General features: G+C 73.5%; 16 protein-coding genes. 4 read left to right on the top strand and 12 right to left on the bottom strand.

Translation table 11 applies throughout. The annotated features are described in order from the left end of the window. Positions 1-45: 45 nt before the first annotated feature. Entirely contained in the window at positions 46-504 is a 459-nt protein-coding gene (locus ACN27D_RS12105) for a hypothetical protein (RefSeq protein ID WP_358173919.1), read from the top strand. A gap of 30 nt (positions 505-534) precedes the next feature. Further along, entirely contained in the window at positions 535-2,010 is a 1,476-nt protein-coding gene (locus ACN27D_RS12100; RefSeq protein WP_121685113.1) for a serine/threonine-protein kinase, read from the top strand. Here ACN27D_RS12100 and ACN27D_RS12095 read toward each other — a convergent pair. Further along, positions 1,997-2,461 carry a hypothetical protein gene (locus ACN27D_RS12095; RefSeq protein ID WP_421499129.1) on the bottom strand — a complete coding sequence of 155 codons (465 nt, stop codon included), beginning with the start codon at positions 2,459-2,461 and terminating at the stop codon, positions 1,997-1,999. The two genes, ACN27D_RS12100 and ACN27D_RS12095, sit on opposite strands and share 14 nt — an antisense overlap. Positions 2,462-2,696: 235 nt before the next feature. Between ACN27D_RS12095 and ACN27D_RS12090 the strand changes: the two genes are divergently transcribed. Next, positions 2,697-4,475, top strand: coding sequence for an alpha/beta hydrolase (locus ACN27D_RS12090; protein ID WP_421499128.1), 1,779 nt, complete (start codon positions 2,697-2,699; stop codon positions 4,473-4,475). 102 nt (positions 4,476-4,577) lie between these two features. Here the strand turns inward: ACN27D_RS12090 and ACN27D_RS12085 are convergent, their stop codons facing one another. Genes ACN27D_RS12085 through ACN27D_RS12055 form a run of 7 tightly spaced genes read right to left on the bottom strand, consistent with a single transcriptional unit; the run spans position 4,578 to position 13,570 of the window. After that, positions 4,578-5,741, bottom strand: a complete 1,164-nt coding sequence (locus tag ACN27D_RS12085; protein ID WP_350815430.1) for an acyl-CoA dehydrogenase family protein — start codon at positions 5,739-5,741, stop codon at positions 4,578-4,580. Then, complete coding sequence (locus tag ACN27D_RS12080) at positions 5,738-7,714, bottom strand: biotin carboxylase N-terminal domain-containing protein (protein WP_421499127.1); 1,977 nt, start codon at positions 7,712-7,714, stop codon at positions 5,738-5,740. Before ACN27D_RS12080 ends, ACN27D_RS12085 begins: the two co-directional genes overlap by 4 nt. A gap of 14 nt (positions 7,715-7,728) precedes the next feature. Next, positions 7,729-9,336: an acyl-CoA carboxylase subunit beta gene (locus tag ACN27D_RS12075; RefSeq protein WP_421499126.1), complete on the bottom strand. Its 1,608-nt coding sequence runs from the start codon at positions 9,334-9,336 to the stop codon at positions 7,729-7,731. Beyond that, positions 9,333-10,472: an acyl-CoA dehydrogenase family protein gene (locus ACN27D_RS12070; RefSeq protein WP_364808803.1), complete on the bottom strand. Its 1,140-nt coding sequence runs from the start codon at positions 10,470-10,472 to the stop codon at positions 9,333-9,335. The genes ACN27D_RS12075 and ACN27D_RS12070 overlap by 4 nt, the downstream gene beginning before the upstream one ends. Continuing rightward, on the bottom strand, positions 10,469-12,139 hold the full coding sequence (locus ACN27D_RS12065; protein ID WP_364808801.1) for an acyclic terpene utilization AtuA family protein: 1,671 nt from the start codon (positions 12,137-12,139) through the stop codon (positions 10,469-10,471). Before ACN27D_RS12065 ends, ACN27D_RS12070 begins: the two co-directional genes overlap by 4 nt. Further along, entirely contained in the window at positions 12,136-12,927 is a 792-nt protein-coding gene (locus ACN27D_RS12060; protein ID WP_120572763.1) for a TIGR03084 family metal-binding protein, read from the bottom strand. Before ACN27D_RS12060 ends, ACN27D_RS12065 begins: the two co-directional genes overlap by 4 nt. Positions 12,928-12,958: 31 nt before the next feature. Beyond that, positions 12,959-13,570: a TetR/AcrR family transcriptional regulator gene (locus ACN27D_RS12055; RefSeq protein WP_357155078.1), complete on the bottom strand. Its 612-nt coding sequence runs from the start codon at positions 13,568-13,570 to the stop codon at positions 12,959-12,961. A 140-nt stretch (positions 13,571-13,710) separates the two neighbouring features. Between ACN27D_RS12055 and ACN27D_RS12050 the strand changes: the two genes are divergently transcribed. After that, the gene (locus ACN27D_RS12050) at positions 13,711-15,750 is read left to right on the top strand and encodes an aminotransferase class I/II-fold pyridoxal phosphate-dependent enzyme (protein WP_421499125.1); all 2,040 of its coding nucleotides are present in this window, start codon (positions 13,711-13,713) and stop codon (positions 15,748-15,750) included. A gap of 13 nt (positions 15,751-15,763) precedes the next feature. Here the strand turns inward: ACN27D_RS12050 and ACN27D_RS12045 are convergent, their stop codons facing one another. The 4 genes from ACN27D_RS12045 to ACN27D_RS12030 are packed head-to-tail and all read right to left on the bottom strand — an operon-like array spanning position 15,764 to position 18,888. Then, entirely contained in the window at positions 15,764-16,534 is a 771-nt protein-coding gene (locus ACN27D_RS12045; RefSeq protein WP_120572766.1) for a class I SAM-dependent methyltransferase, read from the bottom strand. Positions 16,535-16,538: 4 nt separating this feature from the next. After that, a complete protein-coding gene (locus tag ACN27D_RS12040; RefSeq protein ID WP_158614802.1) occupies positions 16,539-17,612 on the bottom strand; it encodes a radical SAM protein in 1,074 nt (357 codons plus the stop codon). Beyond that, positions 17,609-18,397 (bottom strand): class I SAM-dependent methyltransferase, encoded by a 789-nt coding sequence (locus ACN27D_RS12035; protein WP_421499124.1) that lies wholly within the window; start codon positions 18,395-18,397, stop codon positions 17,609-17,611. The genes ACN27D_RS12040 and ACN27D_RS12035 overlap by 4 nt, the downstream gene beginning before the upstream one ends. Beyond that, a complete protein-coding gene (locus ACN27D_RS12030; RefSeq protein WP_121685125.1) occupies positions 18,394-18,888 on the bottom strand; it encodes a hypothetical protein in 495 nt (164 codons plus the stop codon). Before ACN27D_RS12030 ends, ACN27D_RS12035 begins: the two co-directional genes overlap by 4 nt. Between the last annotated feature and the right edge of the window lie 2 nt (positions 18,889-18,890).

The raw sequence follows: 18,890 nt of genomic DNA, 5'->3' as shown, positions 1-18,890 counted from the left end.
GGTGCGCGCGCCTGCGTCACCGGCAGACCATGCTGGGGAGGAACGATGAGGCTGCCGCGCTCGGTCGCCGGCTGGACGATCGCGGTCTTCGGGCTCCTCGCGCTGCTGCTCGGTGCGCTCGGTCTGATCTGGCCGGAGACGCAGCTACGCCTGCTCGGCTTCGAGGTGCCGGCCGAGCGCGCTCCGGGCGACTACACCGGCACGTTCCTCACCGCGTCCTCGATGGCCTCGTTCAACATGGGGGTCTACTACCTGCTCGCCGTCGCCACCGAGTGGCGGCCGTTCTACCGGTTCACCGTGTGGTTCCGCCTGGTCACCTTCACCGTGTTCACCATCGCGGTGCTCTCCGACGTGGCGCCGGACCGCTTCTTCGCGGTCGCCGCGTGGGAGGGCCTGGGCGCGCTCGCCACGGCGGCCGGCCTGTGGTGGGACGCCCGCCGGGCGGCTCCCGCCACTGCCGTGTCCGCGCCGGAGCCGGCGCCGGCCACCGACGCGGCGCGCTGACGGGTCCGGATCGTTGGGTATTTTCGAGCCGTGACCGAGACCCCGCCCGGCGCCCTGCGGCTGCCCATCGTGCCCGGTCTGACCGATCTGCAGGTGTTCGCCCGGGGCGGCTACGCCACCATCTACCGGGCCACCCAGATCTCCGTGGGCCGCGAGGTCGCGGTCAAGATCGAGAACCGCACGCTGGACAGCGAACGCGACCAGGCCCGCTTCCTGCGCGAGGCCCGTGCCGCCGGGCGGATGTCGTCGCACCCGCACGTGGTGGACCTGTTCGACGTGGGTGTCACAGTCGACCAGCACCCCTACCTCATCATGGAGCTGTGCGACGGCTCGTACGCCGAACGGATGCGCACCTCGCCGCTGGGCCCGGCGGAGACCCGCGACCTCGGCGTGAAGATCGCCGACGCGCTGGCCCACTCGCACGCGGCGGGCGTCCTGCACCGCGACGTCAAGCCGGCGAACATCCTGCACTCCGAGTTCAACTCGGCCGTCCTGGCCGACTTCGGCTTGGCGGTGCTCGCCGAGTTCCGCGACTCCTCGGTGATGCTGGAGGCGCTCACCCCGGCGTACGCGCCACCGGAGACGTTCAACCACAGCCCGCCCACGCCCGCCGTCGACGTCTACTCGCTGTGCGCCACGCTCTACGCGGTGATGCACGGCCGTCCGCCGCGCTGGCACTCCGAACGCAACCCGAGCCTGGTCACCGTGCTGGAGATGTTCCAGCAGCCGATCCCGGGCCTGCCCGGCGTGCCCGGCGAGCTGATCGACGTACTCCGGTTGGGCATGTCGAACGACCCGGGCGCGCGGCCCTCCGCGGTCGAGCTGCGTGGCCTGCTCGCCTCGCTGCCGCTGGACGGCGCGCCGGCGACCGGCGGTCTGTACGACGGCGCCACCGGCGACCGGTTCCACCGCACCGGCGGGCCGAATCCGCGACCGCCGGCCGACGACGACCACCCGACGGTGGCCTCGCGTGCCCGGCGCTGGCCCAAGCGCTGGTTCCTCGGCGGCGCCGGCGTGCTGGCGCTGGCCGCCTCGGCCGGCGGCGGCTGGGTCGCGGGCGGCCACGCGCCGCCCGTCGCGCCGACGCCGGCGCCCAGCGGCGTGGCCGGTGCCGCGCCGGTGCCCGGCTGCGCGTCCGCCGACGTGCGGCTGCCCGCGGGGGCACGCTGCGCGACGGAGCTGGAGTGCTTCGGTCCGGTACGGCTGCGCCGGGACCGGGCCGAGGCGAGCCGGGTGCCGTGCGACGGCCAGCACACCTGGGAGACCTACGCCGCCGGTGACCTGCCGGCCGGTCTCGCCGGGGCCCGGCACGAGACGGTCGCGGCCGACCCGGTTGTCGGCAAGGTGTGCAACGCCGCCACGTTCCGGCTGGTCAGCGGCGGCAAGTCGGCGAGCGGGTGGAACCTGGAGGTGCTGCCGCCGGAGGCCGAGGCGGACCGCACCTACCGCTGTCTGGCCGGCCGGGGCGTCAACGCGCTCGCCGGCCCCACGCTCACCGGTCGCTGAGCCCGTTCACGGCCCGGCTCTGCCGCACCGACCGCGGGTCGAGCGTCTCCAGCGTGTCGGCGTCCACCGCCGTCGGCGCCCGCATGCCGCGTACCACGCGCGGGTCCAGCGTCTCCAGCGTGTCCGCGTCGATCGGCTGGCCCGCCGGGGTGCGCAGGTTCCGCACCGCGCGCGGATCGATGGCCTCCAGCGTGTCGGCGTCCACTCCGTACCCCTGGTGGGGGATCGGCCAGCTCTCGGCCTGCGGGGCGGGCCCGCCGGTGCCGCCGGGCTGGCGCGCGGCGGTGATCGTCACTCCCGTGATCATGGCGAGCAGGACGCAGACCAGGGCCAGCACGACCGACAGGATGCCGGGCGGACGCCACACGGCGAGGGTCACCACCGCCGCCACCGTCGCCATGGACGCGACGACGGCCTTCGCCCGCGCATCGGGCTTCGGGAACGATCTCACCCGACAAGCATGGCCCAGCGCGTCCACCTGTCAACCGGCGGGATGAGACGGCTTCCCGTCACCCAGGCTCCACTTCGGAGTCGCAGGTAGCGACGATCGAGAAAAAATCGTTACATCATCTGGTTGTTTGCCGTATCGATCCAGGTTTGGGGGCCACCAACGTGGGCGTCGATCCCTAAAGTGACGGGGGTCGAGGTCTCCTCGACGGATTCGTTCCCCGACGGAAGGCAGCTCCATGCCCCGTTCAATCCGATCCCTGGCCGCAACCGGGATCGCCGGCGTCCTCCTCGCCGGACCGGCCGTCGCGCCCGCCGCGGCGGCGACTCCGCAACCACCCGCGCACGACCGCACCAGCGCCGCCGAGGCGCGCCGGGTGGACCGCGTGCCGACGCCGAAGCTCGACTGGTACGCCTGCTACGACTACGCCGAGTGCGCCACGGTCCGGCTGCCGCTGGACTACGACAACCCGAAGGGCGCCACGACCGAGGTCGCGTTGCTGCGGGTCAAGGCCCGCGACCAGCAGCGCAAGGTCGGCAGCCTGTTCCTCAACCCGGGTGGCCCGGGTGGCTCCGGCACGAGCATCGCGCTCGCCGCGCCCTACTTCCTCGGCGACGACCTGCTCGACCGCTTCGACATCGTCGGCGTCGACCCGCGCGGCGTCGAGGCCAGCGAGAACATCAAGTGCTTCCGCTCGGTGAAGGACCAGACCCGGGCGTACGCCGGGCTGAACGTCGCGTTCCCGTGGACCAGGGCGGAGGAGAAGGCGTACGTCGCCGCGTCGAAGGCGGTCGGGAAGGCGTGCTCCACCACCGGCAAGCCGCTGACCGGCGCGGCGTCCACCGCCGAGGTGGCCCGCGACATGGACGTGCTGCGCCGGGCCGTCGGCGACAAGTTGCTCAGCTACCTCGGGTTCAGCTACGGCACCGCGCTGGGCCAGTACTACGCCAACATGTTCCCGGACCGCTTCCGCGCGCTCGTCGTCGACGGTGTGCTCGACCCGAACGCCTGGGTCGGCCAGGGCAGTGCCCGCAACCAGCTCCAGGAGACGCGGCTGCGCAGCGCCGACGGGGCGTACCGGGCACTGCGGGAGATCCTGGCCCGGTGCGGCAGGGCCGGCGCCGAGCAGTGCGCGCTGGCCGCCACCGGCGATCCGCTCGCCGCGTACGACACGGTGGCCAAGCGGCTGCGCAAGAAGCCGGTGGTGATCGAGGACCCGGACTTCGGCTCCTTCACGGTCAGCTACGCCGACTTCGTCGGCGCCACGCTCAGCGCGCTCTACGACCCGTACGGCTGGCAGTCGGTCGTCGACATCACCGTGCAGCTTCTGGCCGCGACCGACCCGGCCGCCGGCAGGGCCACCACCGCGTCGGCCCGGAAGGCGCTCGCCGCCCGCGCCGCGCAGGCGCGCCAGCAGCGCGGGTACGACTTCCCGTACGACAACGGGCTGGAGACGTTCCTGACCGTCGACTGCACCGACGCGTACCACCCGAAGAGCGCCGACGCCTGGCCGGCGCTGTCGGCGAAGGAGGACAAGCGGGCGCCCTACTTCGGGCGGGCGTGGGCCTGGGGCACCGCGCCCTGTGCCCGCAACACGTGGACGGTGCGGGACGAGGACGCCTGGACCGGGCCGTTCAACCGGGTCACCGCCGCCCCGGTGCTCGTGGTCGGCAACTACTGGGACCCGGCGACCAACTACCAGGGCGCGGTCAGCTCGGCGAAGCTGCTGCCGAACAGCCGCCTGCTGAGCAGCGACAGCTGGGGTCACACCGCGTACGGCACCTCGGCGTGCGCGACCGGCCGGATCGACGCGTACCTGCTGACCGGCAAGCTGCCGACCAGGGGCACGATCTGCGTCGGTGACGCGCAGCCGTTCCAGGAGGACGCGGCGGCAAGCCGGGCGGACGCGTCGAAGAGCGCGCTGGCCCGGGCGGGCGAGCCGGGCCGGGGCGAGCCGAAGCGGCTGCCGCCGGTGGCGACGCCGCGCCCGGCGGTCGGCACGCTGACCGTCCGCTGACGGACCCCCGGGGTACGGCGGGTGATCGGGCACCCGCCGTACCCCGGGCCCACCCCGCGCTCGGGCGAGGCGGGCGTCAGCCGCCCGGGTGAAGACTGTGGGTCAGTAGGACTTGTCCTGGCCCAGGACGTGCTGGGCGACGAAGTTGAGGATCATCTCCCGGCTGACCGGGGCGATCCGGCCCGCGCGTACCGCGCCGAGCAGCGTGGCCACGCCGTACTCGGTGGTCATGCCGGCCCCGCCGAGCGCCTGGACGGCGGTGTCGACGGCGAGCGCGGCGGCCTCGCCCGCCGCGTACTTGGCCATGTTGCCGGAGATGCCGGCTTCCAGGTCGCGGCCCGCGTCGTAGAGCGTCGCCGCCTTGTGGATCATCAGCCGGGCCAGTTCGACCTGCACTGCCGCGTGCGCCAGCGGGTGCGCCACCCCCTGGTGCGAGCCGATCGAGCGCCCGCCCCACACCTTGCGGGTGGCGGTGTAGTCGGACGCCTTCTCGATCGCGTACCGGCCGGTGCCGGCACCCATCGCGGCAACAGTGATGCGCTCCGGGTTGAGCCCGGCGAACAGCGCCGGCAGACCGGCGTCGAGCGACTCGCCGACGAGCGCGTCGGCGGGGAGCCGGACGTCGTCGAGGAACAGCAGGAACTGGTTCTCCGGCGACAGGATCTCCATGTCCAGCTTGGACTTCTCCAGGCCGGGCGCGTCGGTCGGCACGATGAACAGCGCCGGCTTGAGCTTCCCGGTGGACGCGTCCTCGGTACGAGCGACCACGAGGACGTGCCCGGCCTCGTCGACACCGGAGATGTAGATCTTCCGGCCGCTGAGCAGCCAGTCGTCGCCGTCACGGCGGGCCACTGTGGCGAGGCGGTGGAAGTTCGATCCGGCGTCCGGCTCGGTGATCGCGAAGACGATCTTCTGGGAGCCGTCGGCGAGGCCGGGGAGGTGCTTCTTGCGCTGCTCCTCGGTGCCGTGCTTGTTGATGATCGTGGCGGCGATGGCGGGGGAGACCACGAGCAGCAGCAGCGGGCAGCCCGTCGCGGCCAGTTCCTCGCACACCAGCGCCAGCTCGGTGATGCCGCCGCCCCCGCCACCGTACTCGGTGGGGATGTTCACGCCCAGGTAGCCCAGCCGGCCGGCCTCGTGCCACAGCTCGGTGGTGTGCTCACCGGACTTGGCCTTCTCGACGAAGTAGGAGTGGCCGTACTTGCGGCCCAACGCCCGTACGGCGTCGCGGAGCTGGTCCTGCTCGGGGGTCAGGTCGAAGTTCACTGCGGGTCCTCCTCGGGGTCCACCACGGCAAGTACGGCACCCGTCTCGACCTGGCCGCCGGCCGGCACCGGCAGCTCCGTCACCACGCCGTCGGCGGGGGCGAGCACGGGATGTTCGAGCTTCATCGCTTCCAGCGTCAGCAGCAGGTCACCGGCGGCGACCCGCTGGCCGACCTCCACGTGCACGCGGGTCACCGCGCCGGGCAGCGGCGCGAGCAGCGACCCGGCCGCCAGCTCCGCGGTGGGCAGTGGGAGGCGGGGCAGCTCGGTGAGGCTCGCCGCCCCGTCCGGGCCGTCCACGAAGACCGACGACCCCGCCCGGTGTACGCGGAAGGCCCGCCGCACCCCGTCCACGTCGAGCAGCACCCGGTCCGGGGCGGCGTCCACGACCGTCACGGCCGGCGTGGCGTCGGACGGGGACACCGACCATTCGGCGAGCCCGCCGGTGCGGTCGAGCCGGTACCGGACCTCGATCTCCTCGTCGCCCGGTCCGGTGAACCGGGTGACCTGCGGGAAGGCGGGCACGTTGCGCCAGCCCGACGGCAACCCGGCCAGTACCGGTGCGGCGGCCCGGCGCGTGGCGGCCCCGGACAGCGCCGCCGCCAGTGCCGTCACCGGAAGCTGCTCGGCCGGCAGCAGCGGCTCGAACACCTCGGGGTGCCGGTCCAGGAAGCCGGTGTCCACGTCCACGGCCGCGAACTCCGCGCTGCGCAGCACGCGGACCAGCAGATCCCGGTTGGTCGCCACGCCGTGCAGTTCGGCGCGGGCGAGCGCACCGGCCAGCGCGCGGGCCGCCTCGCTGCGGGTGGGCGCCCAGGCGACCAGCTTCGCCAGCATCGAGTCGTAGTGCACGCTCACCGCCGAGCCGTCCACCACACCGGAGTCCAGGCGCAGCCCACGGGCCGGACCGAACTCGGCGGCCACCCCGGGAATCGCGAACCGGTGCAGCGTGCCGGTGGCCGGGCGGAAGCCCTGAGCCGGGTCCTCGGCGCACAGCCGTACCTCGATGGCGTGACCGTCGGCGGGCGGCGTGGCGGTGACCGGCAGCGGCTCGCCCTCGGCGACGAGCAGTTGCAGCCGGACCAGGTCCAGCCCGGTGGTCAGCTCGGTGACCGGATGTTCCACCTGGAGGCGGGTGTTCATCTCCAGGAAGTGCACCTGCCCGTCCGGCGCGAGCAGGAACTCCACGGTTCCCGCGCCGACGTAGTCGACGGCCCGCCCGGCCGCCACCGCCGCCTCGTGCAGCGCCGCGCGCACGTCGTCGGGCAGCACACCGGGCGCCTCCTCGACGATCTTCTGGTGGCGGCGCTGGATCGAGCAGTCGCGTACCCCGAGGGCCACGACGGTGCCGTGGGTGTCGCCGAAGATCTGCACCTCGACGTGGCGGCCGCGTTCCACGTACCGCTCGATGAAGACGGTGCCGTCGCCGAACGCCGCAGCCGCCTCGCGGCGCGCGCCCGCGACGGCCTCGGCCAGCCCGGCGGCGTCGCGGACGATCCGCATGCCCCGGCCGCCGCCGCCCGCCGATGCCTTGACCAGCACCGGGAAGGCGGTGACCTCGGCCGGGTCGGTCCAGGTGGGCAGCATCGGCACGCCCGCGTCGGCGAGCAGCGCCTTGGCGGCCATCTTGTCGCCCATCGCGGCGATCGCCTTGGCCGACGGCCCGACCCAGGTCAGGCCCGCGTCGGTCACCGCCGCCGCGAACTCGGCGTTCTCCGCCAGGAACCCGTAGCCGGGGTGGACGGCGTCCGCGCCGGAGCGCCGGGCCGCGTCCAGGACGGCGTCGATGCGCAGGTACGTCTCGGCCGGCGTGTTACCTGGTAGCCGCACGGCCTGGTCGGCGTCGGCGACGAACGGCGCGTCGGCGTCCGCGTCGGAGTGCACGGCGACGGTGGCCACACCGAGGGCGCGGCAGGTGGCGAAGACCCGGCGGGCGATCTCGCCCCGGTTGGCGACCAGAAGCTTGGTGATCATTGTGAGTACGCCCCCTACATCCGGAAGACGCCGAAACCGTCGGCGCCCTTCACCGGTCCGTTGTGGATCGCCGACAGGCAGAGCCCGAGGACGGTACGGGTGTCCCGGGGGTCGATCACCCCGTCGTCGTAGAGCCGCCCGGACAGGAACAGCGCGCCGGACTGCGACTCGATCTGCTGCTCGACCATCATCCGCATGGCGGCGTCGGTGTCCTCGTCGTACTCGCGTCCCCGGGCGGCGGCGGCCTGCCGGGCCACGATGGACAGCACCCCGGCGAGCTGCGCCGGGCCCATCACCGCCGACTTCGCGTTCGGCCAGGTGAACAGGAACCGCGGCTCGTACGCCCGGCCGCACATGCCGTAGTTGCCGGCGCCGTAGGAGGCGCCCAGGTTGACGGTCAGATGCGGCACCTTCGAGTTCGACACCGCGTTGATCATGAAGGCGCCGTGCTTGATGATGCCGCGCTGCTCGTACTCGGTGCCGACCATGTAGCCGGTGGTGTTCTGGAGGAAGACCAGTGGCGTGTCCGCCGCGTTGGCGAGCTGGATGAACTGGGCCGCCTTCTGCGCCTCCTCGCTGAACAGCACGCCCCGGGCGTTCGCCAGCACGCCGACCGGGTAGCCGTGCAGCTCACCCCAGCCGGTGACCAGCGCGGTGCCGTAGCCGGGCTTGAACTCGTCGAACGCGCTGTCGTCGAGCACCCGGGCCAGCACGTCGCGCGGGTCGAACGGCACCTTCAGGTCGGCGCTGGCGATGCCGAGCAGCTCCTCCGGGTCGTACCGGGGTGGCAGCGGGTGCGGGTTGCGCGGCGGGGGACCGTGCTTGCGCCAGTTGAGCCGGCGGACGCACTGCCGGGCCAGCCGGATGCCATCGCGCTCGTCCTCGGCGAGGAAGTCGGCCAGGCCGGACGTGGTGGCGTGCATCGACGCGCCGCCCAGTGACTCGTCGTCGGTGACCTCGCCGGTGGCCATCTTCACCAGCGGGGGCCCGGCCAGGTAGACCTGCGAACGGTCGCGGATCATGACGGTGAAGTCCGACATGCCGGGCACGTACGCGCCGCCGGCTGTGGCGTTGCCGAAGACCACGCTCACGGTCGGGATCCGCTGCGCGGACAGGCGGGTCAGGTCGCGGAACACCCGCCCGCCGGGAATGAAGATCTCCGCCTGGGTGGGCAGGTCCGCGCCGGCCGACTCGACCAGGTTCACCATCGGCAGCCGGTTGGCCGCCGCGATCTCACCCGCCCGCCGGGTCTTCGCCAGCGACCACGGGTTGATCGCGCCGCCGCGTACCGTCGGGTCGTTCGCCACGATCAGGCACTCGACGCCCTCGACCACGCCGATGCCGGTCACGGTGCTGGCACCGACCGGGAAGTCCGTGCCGTACGCGGCCACCGACGACAGCTCCAGGAACGGGCTGTCCGGGTCGAGCAGCAGCTCGATGCGTTCCCGGGGGAGCAGCTTGCCGCGACCGTGGTGGCGGGTCACGTACTTCTCGCCACCACCGCCCCGGGCCTGGTCGAGTGCCTCCTCCAGCTCGGCCAGGCGCTCCAGCAGCGCCTCCCGGTTGGCGGTGAAGGCGGGTGCGGACGGGTCGATCGTGCTCTGCAGGACTGTCGTACTCACAGGCCCATGCCCTTCGCGATGATCTCGTTCATGATCTCGGTGGTGCCGCCGCCGATGCCGAGCAGACGGGCGTCGCGGTAGTGCCGCTCCACCTCGGCGTCACGCATGTAGCCGAAGCCACCGTGCAGTTGCAGCGCGGCGTCGACGACGAAGTCGCACGCGGACACCGCCACGTTCTTCGCGATCGCCACCTCGGTCACCACCGGCTGCCCGGCGGCCACCCGCTCGGCGACGTCGTGCACGTACGCCCGCGCCGCGTCGGTGCGGCTGTGCATCTCGGCCAGCTTGTGCCGGACGACCTGGCGCCCGACGAGCGGACGGCCGAACGTCCGGCGGTCCCGGCACCACTGCACCGCCAGGTCCACGCAGCGCTGCGCGGTCGCGTACGCCTGGGTGGCGAGTGACAGCCGCTCGTTGGCGAACTGCTGCATGATGGCGAGGAACCCGGTGTCCTCCGGGCCGACCCGGTTCGTCACCGGCACCCGGACGTCGACGAAGGACAGCTCGGCGGTGTCCGAGCAGTGCCAGCCCAGCTTCTCCAGCCGCCGCCCCACCGTGAACCCGGGCGAGCCCTTGTCGATCACGAGCAGGCTGACCGAGCCCGAACCGGGGAAGTCGGTGCAGACCGCGGTGGTGACGAAGTCGGCACGGGCCCCGCTGGTGATGTACGTCTTGGAGCCGTTGACGACGTAGTGGTCGCCGTCGCGGACCGCGCAGGTGCGGATGCCCGCCACGTCCGAGCCGCCGTCCGGCTCGGTGATCGCGAGCGCGCCGATCATCGTCCCGGCCAGCGCGGGCCGGACGTACCTCTCGATCAGCCCTTCGTCCTGGGTCTCGACGATGTGCGGCAGCGCGATCCCGTGCGTGAACAACGCGGCGACCAGCCCGGACGACCCGCCCGAGCGGATGATCTCCTCGGTGACCACCATCGAGTCGAGCAGGTCACCGCCGCTGCCGCCGACCGACTCCGGGAAGCCGATGCCGAGCAGGCCGATCTTCGCGGCGGTCTCGTGCAGCGAGCGGGGCACCTCGCCCGCCCGTTCCCAGTCGGACAGGTGCGGCAGCACCTCCCGGGTGACGAACGAGCGGGTCAGCTCGCGCAGTTGCCGGCGTTCCGGCGTGTCCACGATGGTCATGCCGGAACCTCCGTCGGTAGGTCGACCACTCGCGAGCGCAGCAGCTCGCCGAGCGCCTTGGCCTGGGGGTCGAACCGGGTGGACGCGGCCACGCCCTGCCCGAGCAGCCCTCGGATCACGAAGTTGACAGCGCGCAGGTTCGGCAGCTCGTACCGCTCGACTGTGAGCGCCGCGGTCTCCGGCAGCAGCTCGGCCAGCCGCTCCACCGTCAGCCAGTCGCGCAGCCAGGGCCAGGTCGCGTCGGTGCGGGCCCAGACGCCCAGGTTGGCGTCGCCGCCCTTGTCGCCGGACCGCGCGCCGACCAGCTCACCGAGCGGCCCGCGCCGGGTGGCGGCCGGAGCCGGTACGGCGGTGACCTCCCGTGCCGGTGCTCCGGCCGGTGTCGCCGTGGCGACCGGCGCCGGGATCGGTACCCGCTCGCCGGACGGCAGCACCGCGACGTGCTCGACCGCGTCCTGCGCGATCGTGTCGGCGGTGAACACCCCGTACGGCGTGGCGTCACCGGGCAGCGTGGTGAGCGTGCAGCCCGGGTACGAGGCCAGCGCCAGCTCCACCGCCGCCGCCGAGAACGCCCGCCCGGCCCGCGACTTGTCGCCGTCGCGCAGGTGTACGTGCAGCAGCGCGCTCGCCGCCTCGGTGTCGCCGGTGTCCGGGTGGTCGGTACGGGCCAGCGTGAACTCCAGCCCCTCCGTGCCGACCGACTCCTCGATCTGGCCCCGGACCAGTGCCGCCTTGGCCGGGATGTCCAGCCCGCACAGCACGAACGTCATCGCGTTGCGGAAGCCGCCCAGGTTGTTGACGCCCACCTTGAGCGTGTCCGGCGGTGGCGTGCCCCGCACCCCGGACACGCGTACCCGGTCCGGGCCCTCCTGCTCCAGCCGCACGGTGTCCAGCCGGGTCACCACGTCCGGCCCGAGGTAGTCCGGCCCGCCCACCTCGTACAGCAGTTGGGCGGTGACCGTCTCGACGGTGACCGCGCCGCCGGTGCCGGAATGCTTGGTGAGCACCGACGAGCCGTCCGGGTGCAGCTCGGCGATCGGGAAGCCGGGCCGGTGCCCGCCGTCCGGCAGCTCGGTGAAGAAGCTGAAGTTGCCGCCGGTGACCTGCGCGCCGCACTCGATCAGGTGCCCGGCCACAGTCGCGCCGGCCAGCGCGTCGAGGTCGTCGCGGGTCCACCCGAAGCGGGCGACGGCCGGGCCGACCGCCAGCGAGGCGTCGGTGACCCGCCCGGTGACCACCACGTCCGCGCCCGCGTCGAGGCAGGCCGCGATCCCGAACGCGCCCAGGTAGGCGTTCGCGGTCAGCGCGTCCGGCCGCTGGATCGCGTCGCCCTCGACGTACCCGACCCGCACCTGGAGGCCGAGCCGGTCGCCGAGCGACCGGATCGCGTCGGCCAGCCCGGCCGGGTTGAGGCCGCCCGCGTTGGTGACCAGCGTGACGCCGCGGTCCAGCGCGGTGCCGAGCACGCCCTCCGCCTGGCGCAGGAACGTCTTGGCGTAGCCGAGCGACGGGTCGCGCATCCGGTCGCGGCCGAGGATGAGCATGGTCAGCTCGGCCAGGTAGTCGCCGGTCAGCACGTCCAGCTCGCCGCCGTCGAGCATCTCCCGCCAGGCGGTGAAGCGGTCGCCGTAGAAGCCGGATGCGTTCCCCACCCGCAGCACGCTCACGAGGAGGCTCCGTCCGGCTCACGCTTGCCGCCGGGCGGGCCGGCGAACGCCTGGGCCACGTCCAGCCACTCGTCGGCGACCGGTCCGGTGGCGGTCAGGGCCAGGTCCGCTCGGTGCCGGCGCTGCGTGACGAGCAGGCAGAAGTCGAGCGCCGGGCCGGTCACCCGGTCGGCCGCGTCGGCCGGCCCGAACTCCCACACGTCGCCGCCCGCGGGCGCGGTCAGCTCGACCCGCACCGGCACCGTGGGCACCTCGCGGCCGTGGGCTGCGAAGCCGTGCCCGAGGGTACGGAAGCCGAGGTGCGCGATGTGCCGCAGACGCTCGGTCGGGGTGCGGCTGACGCCCAGTGCGTCGGCCACGTCCTCGCCGTGCGCCCACGTCTCCATCAGCCGGGCGGTCACCATCGACGTGGGGGACATGCTGGTGCCGTACCAGGGGATCTTCTGCCCGGCCGGGACGGCGGCGAGCGCCCCGGCGAGCGCCGACCGGCCGGCGCGCCAGCGGGCCAGCAGCGCGGGCGGTGGCGCGAGGAACGACTCGGCGCCGTCCTCGACCAGGCGCGACGGGTCCGGCGCGGCCATGACCGAGGCGAAGAACGCCGACTCGTCGGTGGCCGCCAGGTAGGCGACGTGGTCGGTCCAGGCCAGGTGCGCGACCTGGTGCGCGACGGTCCAGCCCGGGGCCGGTGTCGGCTGCTCCCATCCCTCCGGCGGCAGTTCCGCGACGAGCGCGTCGAGCTGTTCGGACTCGGCGGCCAGATCCGCGAGCAGGGCTGTCAGGTCGACCATTGTGCCTCCGGCGGGGATGGGCGTCAGGGGATCAGTGCCGCTCGCTCTCGGGGGTGAGCAGCGTGGCGAGCTGGCGTTTCCAGGTGTGCAGCAGGGCGGCGCGGCGGGGCGAGTCGTCGCTGAGCAGGTTGGCCACGCCGAGACCGCGGAGGAGGTCGAGGGTGGCCTGCACCGACTCGCGTACGCCCGGCTTGCGCTCGTCCACGCCGAGCAGCTCGACGGTGAGCCGGTGCATCTCGCGGCCGATCCGCGCCTCCAGCGGCACCAGCGCGGCGCGCAGCTCGGCGTCGGTCCGGGCGGCCACCCACAGCTCCAGCGCGGCCACGAACAGGGGGCCGGTGAAGGAGGCGGCGAGCAGGTCGACCACCCCGTCGAGCCGCTGCGGCCCGGACGGCAGGGCCGCGGCCTCGGCGCGCAGCTCGGCCGCCCGGCGCTCGGTCAGGTGCGTGACGGCGGCGGTCACCAGCGCGGTCCTGGTGGGGTAGTGGTGCAGCTGGGCGCCCCGGGAGACACCCGCGTGGGCGGCCACCACGGTCGTAGTGGTTCCGGACCAGCCGTGCTCCACCAGGCACTCGACTGTCGCTTCCAGCAGCCGGGCCTGGGTGGCGCGGCTGCGCTCCTGCTGCGGGACTCGGCTCGACACGCAGACAGCGTGCCCCGCCCAAAACAAACAGTCAAGCCTGACTTTTTTTGGGGTGTCGCCGACGCGGTCCCGGACCGCTATCCGACACCTCCACGCGGCCGTTTTCCGCGATATCGTGCGGGCTCACGGGGAGGCACAACATGAATGACTTTGTGCTCGTCGGAGGGGCAGGCTTTCTGGGCACGGCGACCGCCGGGGCGCTGCTGGCCGCCGGCGCGCGGGTCACCGCAGTGGACCGTCATCCGCCCGCCGAGGCGAACACCGCCGCCGGCCTCGACTGGATCAGGGCGGACCTGCTCACCGCCGACCCGCCCGAGCTGCCGCCCGGCATCGTCGTGGTGCTGCTCGGCGCGAGCCACCCCCGGCCCCGCCACCCGTGGACGCTGCCGCTGGACAACGCCGTCAGCACTGCCCGGCTCCTGCCCCGCCTGGCCGGACGCCAGGTGGTGCTCACCTCCTCCGTCGAGGTCTACGGCGCCGCGCCCGGCCCGCTCACCGAGGACACCGCGCCCGACCTGCCGTGGTCCGCCGGAGAACTCGACAGGTGGTGCGCCCGCGTGCGCGACCTGGCCCGGGAACCCTGCCCGCCGTGGCGGGCCGCCCCACTCGCCCGGGCGATGGCCGACGCCGACCCCACCCACCGGTGGACGTACGCGATGGCGAAGCTCGCACAGGAACGACTCGTCGCGGACGCGATCCCGCCCGACCGGCTGACCGTGCTCCGGCTCGCGAACGTCTTCGGCGCGGGCCAGCACCGCGTGGCCACCCGGCTGGTCCGCCGGGCCCGCCAGGGACTGCCACTGCCGGTCACCGCGGACACCGTACGCAGCTTCCTGCCCGCGGACACACTCGCACGGATCCTCCTGCGCGGCATCGGCCCCGGCGTGTGGAACGTGGGCGGGGAACCGGTGCCGCTGACCGACCTCGCGACCTGGATCCGCGACCTGTGCGGCTCGTCGGCACCGCTGCTCACCATGCCGCGCCCGGCATCGGACAGCTCCGGCCTGGTGGTCACCGACAAGCTGACCGCCGCCGGTCACCGGGTCGAGCCGCTCCGCCCGGCCCTGGCGAAGCTGGTGGCCGAGGTCGGCGACGACAGGGCTCCCCTGTTCCGACCGCCGCTGCCGGTCGTGGTGCCGCCCCCGCCGGCCCGCCCCGAGACGGTCGTCGCCCGCCAGCAGGAGGCGCTCGTCAGCGGGGAGGTCAAGCACGGCAACCGGTGGACGCGCGAGCTGACCGAACGCCTCGGCAAGGAGTTGCAACTCGACGACGACCACCGGGTGCTGGTCACCGCCTCGGGGACCGCCGCCCTGCGGATCATGGTGGCCGCCACCGTCGGGCCGGCCCACCCCGGCGACGTGGCGGTGCTGCCGTCCTACACGTTCCCCGCGACCGCCGAGATCCTGGTCCAACTCGGGTACACGCTGCGTTTCGTCGACGTGGACGCCGCGACCTGGACGATCGACCCCGTTGCTGTCGCCGCCGCGATCGAGCGGGGCGGCGTACGACTGGTGCTCTGCGTCGACACCTTCGGCAACCCGTGCGACTATCCGGCCCTGCGGGCGGTCTGCGACCCCGCCGGGGTGGCCCTGCTGGCCGACTCCGCCGCCGCCCTCGGCAGCCTGCACCAGGGGCGTCCGGTGGCACAGCAGGCGTTGTCGCACTCGTACTCGATGAGCTTCGCCAAGGTCGTGTCGGCCGGTGGCGCCGGCGGCGCGCTGGTGCTGCCCGCCGACGCCGCCGAGGCGGTCCTCGCCGCACCCGCCGGCTGGACCCGCTCCGAGCTGATGAACGAACTGCACGCCGTCGTCGCGGTCGACCAGCTCGCGGAGCTGGACACGCTGGTCCGGTGCCGGGCAGAGGTGGCCGAGGTCTACGCCGCCGCCGCGTCCGCTCTGCCGGTGGAGGTCCAGCAGGTCCGTCCCGGGGACCGGCACTGCTGGGTGCACTGGGTGGCGCGCTTCGCCCGGCGCGACCGCGTGGCGACGCGGCTGGCCGCCCTCGGCGTACAGACCAAGCCCTACTTCGCGGCGATCCACACCGGCCCGCTCGGCGGCGGTGAACGCCTACCGGTGACCGAACGGCTGGACGCCGAGGCGCTGGCCCTGCCGATGTCCTCGGAGATCACCGTGGAACAGGCGGAACGGGTAGTCGCGGCGCTCCGCCGCTGCCTGGACTGAACCGGGCGGGCGGTCAACCCGGAGGGCGGCGGCCGGTCACCAGTAGTTGCTTGCCGGCGTCGGCGAGGACCGGGTCGTCGCCCAGCCGTCGCTCCAGCGCCAGCAGCGCGTCCCGGTCGGCGGACAGCCGCCCGGCCAGCCCGGCCCGCCCCACCGCGGCGGCGCTGACCAGCAGCCCGGCGCTGCGGATCTCGACCAGGCCGGCGGCGCGGAACGCGGCCTCCAACCGGGCCCGGTCCAGCAGGTGCAAATCGGCGGCGTGCCCCTCGGCACGCCAGACACCCCGCCGGCGGGTCAGCCGGTCCACCGCCTCGTCGTCCCGGCCCGCACCGACCAGTTCGAGGACCAGGCCCACCAGTGAGTCGACCAGCACGGCCAGCACGCCACCCGGGCGCAACCACCCGGCCAGGTGCCGGACCGCCTGCTCGGGATCGGCTGTGTACTGCAGGGAACCCATCGCCAGCACCGCGCCGGCCGTAGCCGGCAGTGTCACCTCCGTCATCGAGCCCTCGACCAGCGTGAAGCCGGGACCGGGCGGATGACGGCGCAGTTCGGCGACCATGCCCGGCGCCTGCTCGACGCCGGTCACCGGATGGCCGAGGTCGAGCAGCCGCCGGGCCCACCGGCCCACGCCGCAACCGGCGTCCACCACCGGGGCGCCCGGCGGCAACAACGCCTCGACCCGCTCCCACGCCAGGTCGTCGTAGGCACGCCGGTGCGGCACCGCGAAATGCTCCTCGTAGCCGGACGCCAGCGCGTCGTACAGCGGCTGGCTCGGGCGCATCGGCTCAGACAAGACGGCGCCGCCCCCGCAGCCACTGCCGGTCGGCCAGGTAGGTGCCCGGCCGCCAGCGCAGGTTGAGGCTGTAGTTGCTGCCGCAGCCGACACACTCCTTGCGGAACAGCCGCGCGTGCTCGTCCCGGTATTCCGGCGCGTCGACGATCTCGGCGATCGGGCGCTGCCGGACCGAGGCGGTCGGGTCGTGCGCCCAGCAGCCGCCGATCTCCCCCCGGGAGTGCACCATCAACTTGAGCTGTGACTCGGCGCACGGCAGGTCGCGCTGGACGAGATCGTCGAAGTGCCCACGCAGGTAACGCAGCTCGGAGTAACGCGGCAACCACCGCCGGTCGGCCCGGGCCATCGTCTCCAGCTCGGCCAGCGCCGCGTCGAGCCGGTCGCCGGCCACGTCGGTCTGGTCGGTGACCGCGTCGGTGCGGAACAGGAACGTCCGGTCGGTGACCAGGTTGAGATAGAGCGCCACGCCCAGCTCCTGGGCCAGCGCCGCGATGCCGGGCAGGCTGTCCACGTTGTCCCGCATGACGGTGAAGTTCATCCGTACCTTCAGACCGAGCCGGTCCCGGGCGGCGATCAGGTTCCGCAGGTGCCGGGTCGTCGTCTCGAAGGCCCCGAGTCGCCCGCGGATCCGGTCGTGCACCAGCGCCGTCGGGCCGTCGACGGAGACGTTGAAGCTGCGTACGCCTGCGGCGAGCACCTCGTCCAGAACGGGCGGGGTGAGGCGGATGCCGTTGGTGTTCAGGTGCAGGTGGCGTACCCCCACCTCGCGGGCGTACGACATCAGGGCCAGCGCGTCCGGCCGGATCAGCGGCTCGCCGCCGGTGAAGTTCACCTTGTGGATGCGCAGCGCGACGAGCTGACGCAGGACGTCGCGCCACTCGTCGGTGGAGAGTTCACCCTTGGTGTTCGTGGTCCAGCAGCCGCAGCTCGTGCAGCGCAGGTTGCAGTTGTCGGTGAGGAACAGCTCGGCGACCAGCGGCCGTACGTGCAGCCGGGGCGCGATGCGTTCCTTGACGGCGAGCCGGCCGAAGAACCAGGCGAGGCGGGCGGTGTCGGCGACGGTCACGGCAGTCTCCGGGCGGTGACGAAGAGGTTGGCCGAGCGGAACAGCCGGCCGTCGAGATGGATGCCGCGCTCCAGCAGGCGGCGCACCGGGCCGCCGGTGAGCAGCGCCGGGATCTGCAACCACCGCCAGAAGAGGTTGGCGCCGGTCACCGTGGCCGGGGTGAAGCCCGCCGTGCGCAGCAGCCGGAGCAGGTCTTCGGTGCGGTAGTTGGTGTGCCGGTCCCGGCCGACCGACATGTCGCCCCGCAGGTTGTCGGAGAGGTCGGCGAACCGGCTGTGCCACACCTGCGACCCGAACCGCCACGAGTAGATCCGGCGGTGCAGCCGGGGGAAGTCGAACTTGGCATTGTCCGGATCGAGGAAGGTGAAGACGTGCCGCCGGGGCACGGTGAGCACCAGCAGCCCGCCGGGGGCGAGCACCCGGTGCGTCTCGGTCAGCAGCGCGATCTCGTCGGGTACGTGTTCCAGCACGTCGAGCAGGCTCACCGAGTCGAAGTGGCGGTCGGCGAACGGCAGCGGCTCGCCGACCCCGAGCCGGTGCAGCGGCAGATCCGGGTGGCGGGCCGCCAGCTCGGCGAGGTAGCCCGGGTGCGGGTCGGCGCCCTCGCAGGTCACGGTGCCGTGTTCGTGCAGCACGGCGAGGAAGTCTCCGGTGCCGCAGCCCAGGTCGAGGTGCCGGCCGGTGCGGCCGGACAGTGCGGCCCAGGCGAACGCGTACCGGCGTAGCGGGTGGGTGGCGAAGGGCTGCACATCCGCCCGGGGTGCCGCCTCGTCGGCCCGGCTCATCGGACCAGCCGGGCGCAGAGCGCGTCCATTGTGGCGGCGAGGCGTTCGCCGTCGACCGGGCCGGGCAACGGGCGTTCCGCGAGCAACCGGTGTTGCCGCTGCGGGTGCGCGGCCACCACGGCCGGCAGCTCGGCCACGTCCCACACCGCGACCACCCGGCCCGAGCGTTCCTCCTCGCGCAGGTATTCGACCTGGTGGTCGTTGCCCATCTCGCCCCGCGCCGCCTCCCGGGCCACCGCGACCGGCACCCGGCCGAGCCGCTGGACCAGCCGCACCGTGTTCCCGGCGTGGGTGATCACCACGTCGGCGGCGGCCAGCCGCCTTCGCAGGTCGTCCAGGGGCAGGAACGGGGCGTGCGGGCACGGCGGGGTCACCGCCGACGTGCCGGTCTGCACGAACACCTCGTGCGCGGCACACAGCGGCGCGACACCCTCGATCAGGCGGTCGAACGGCCACGGGCCCATACCGACGGTGACCAGGAGGCGGGCCATGG

It is taken from the genome of Micromonospora sp. WMMD1274, from assembly GCF_049179035.1.
Classification (GTDB): domain Bacteria; phylum Actinomycetota; class Actinomycetes; order Mycobacteriales; family Micromonosporaceae; genus Micromonospora; species Micromonospora tulbaghiae.
Note: the sequence above shows the minus strand (reverse complement) of the source record. Positions and strands in the feature narration are given on the sequence as shown.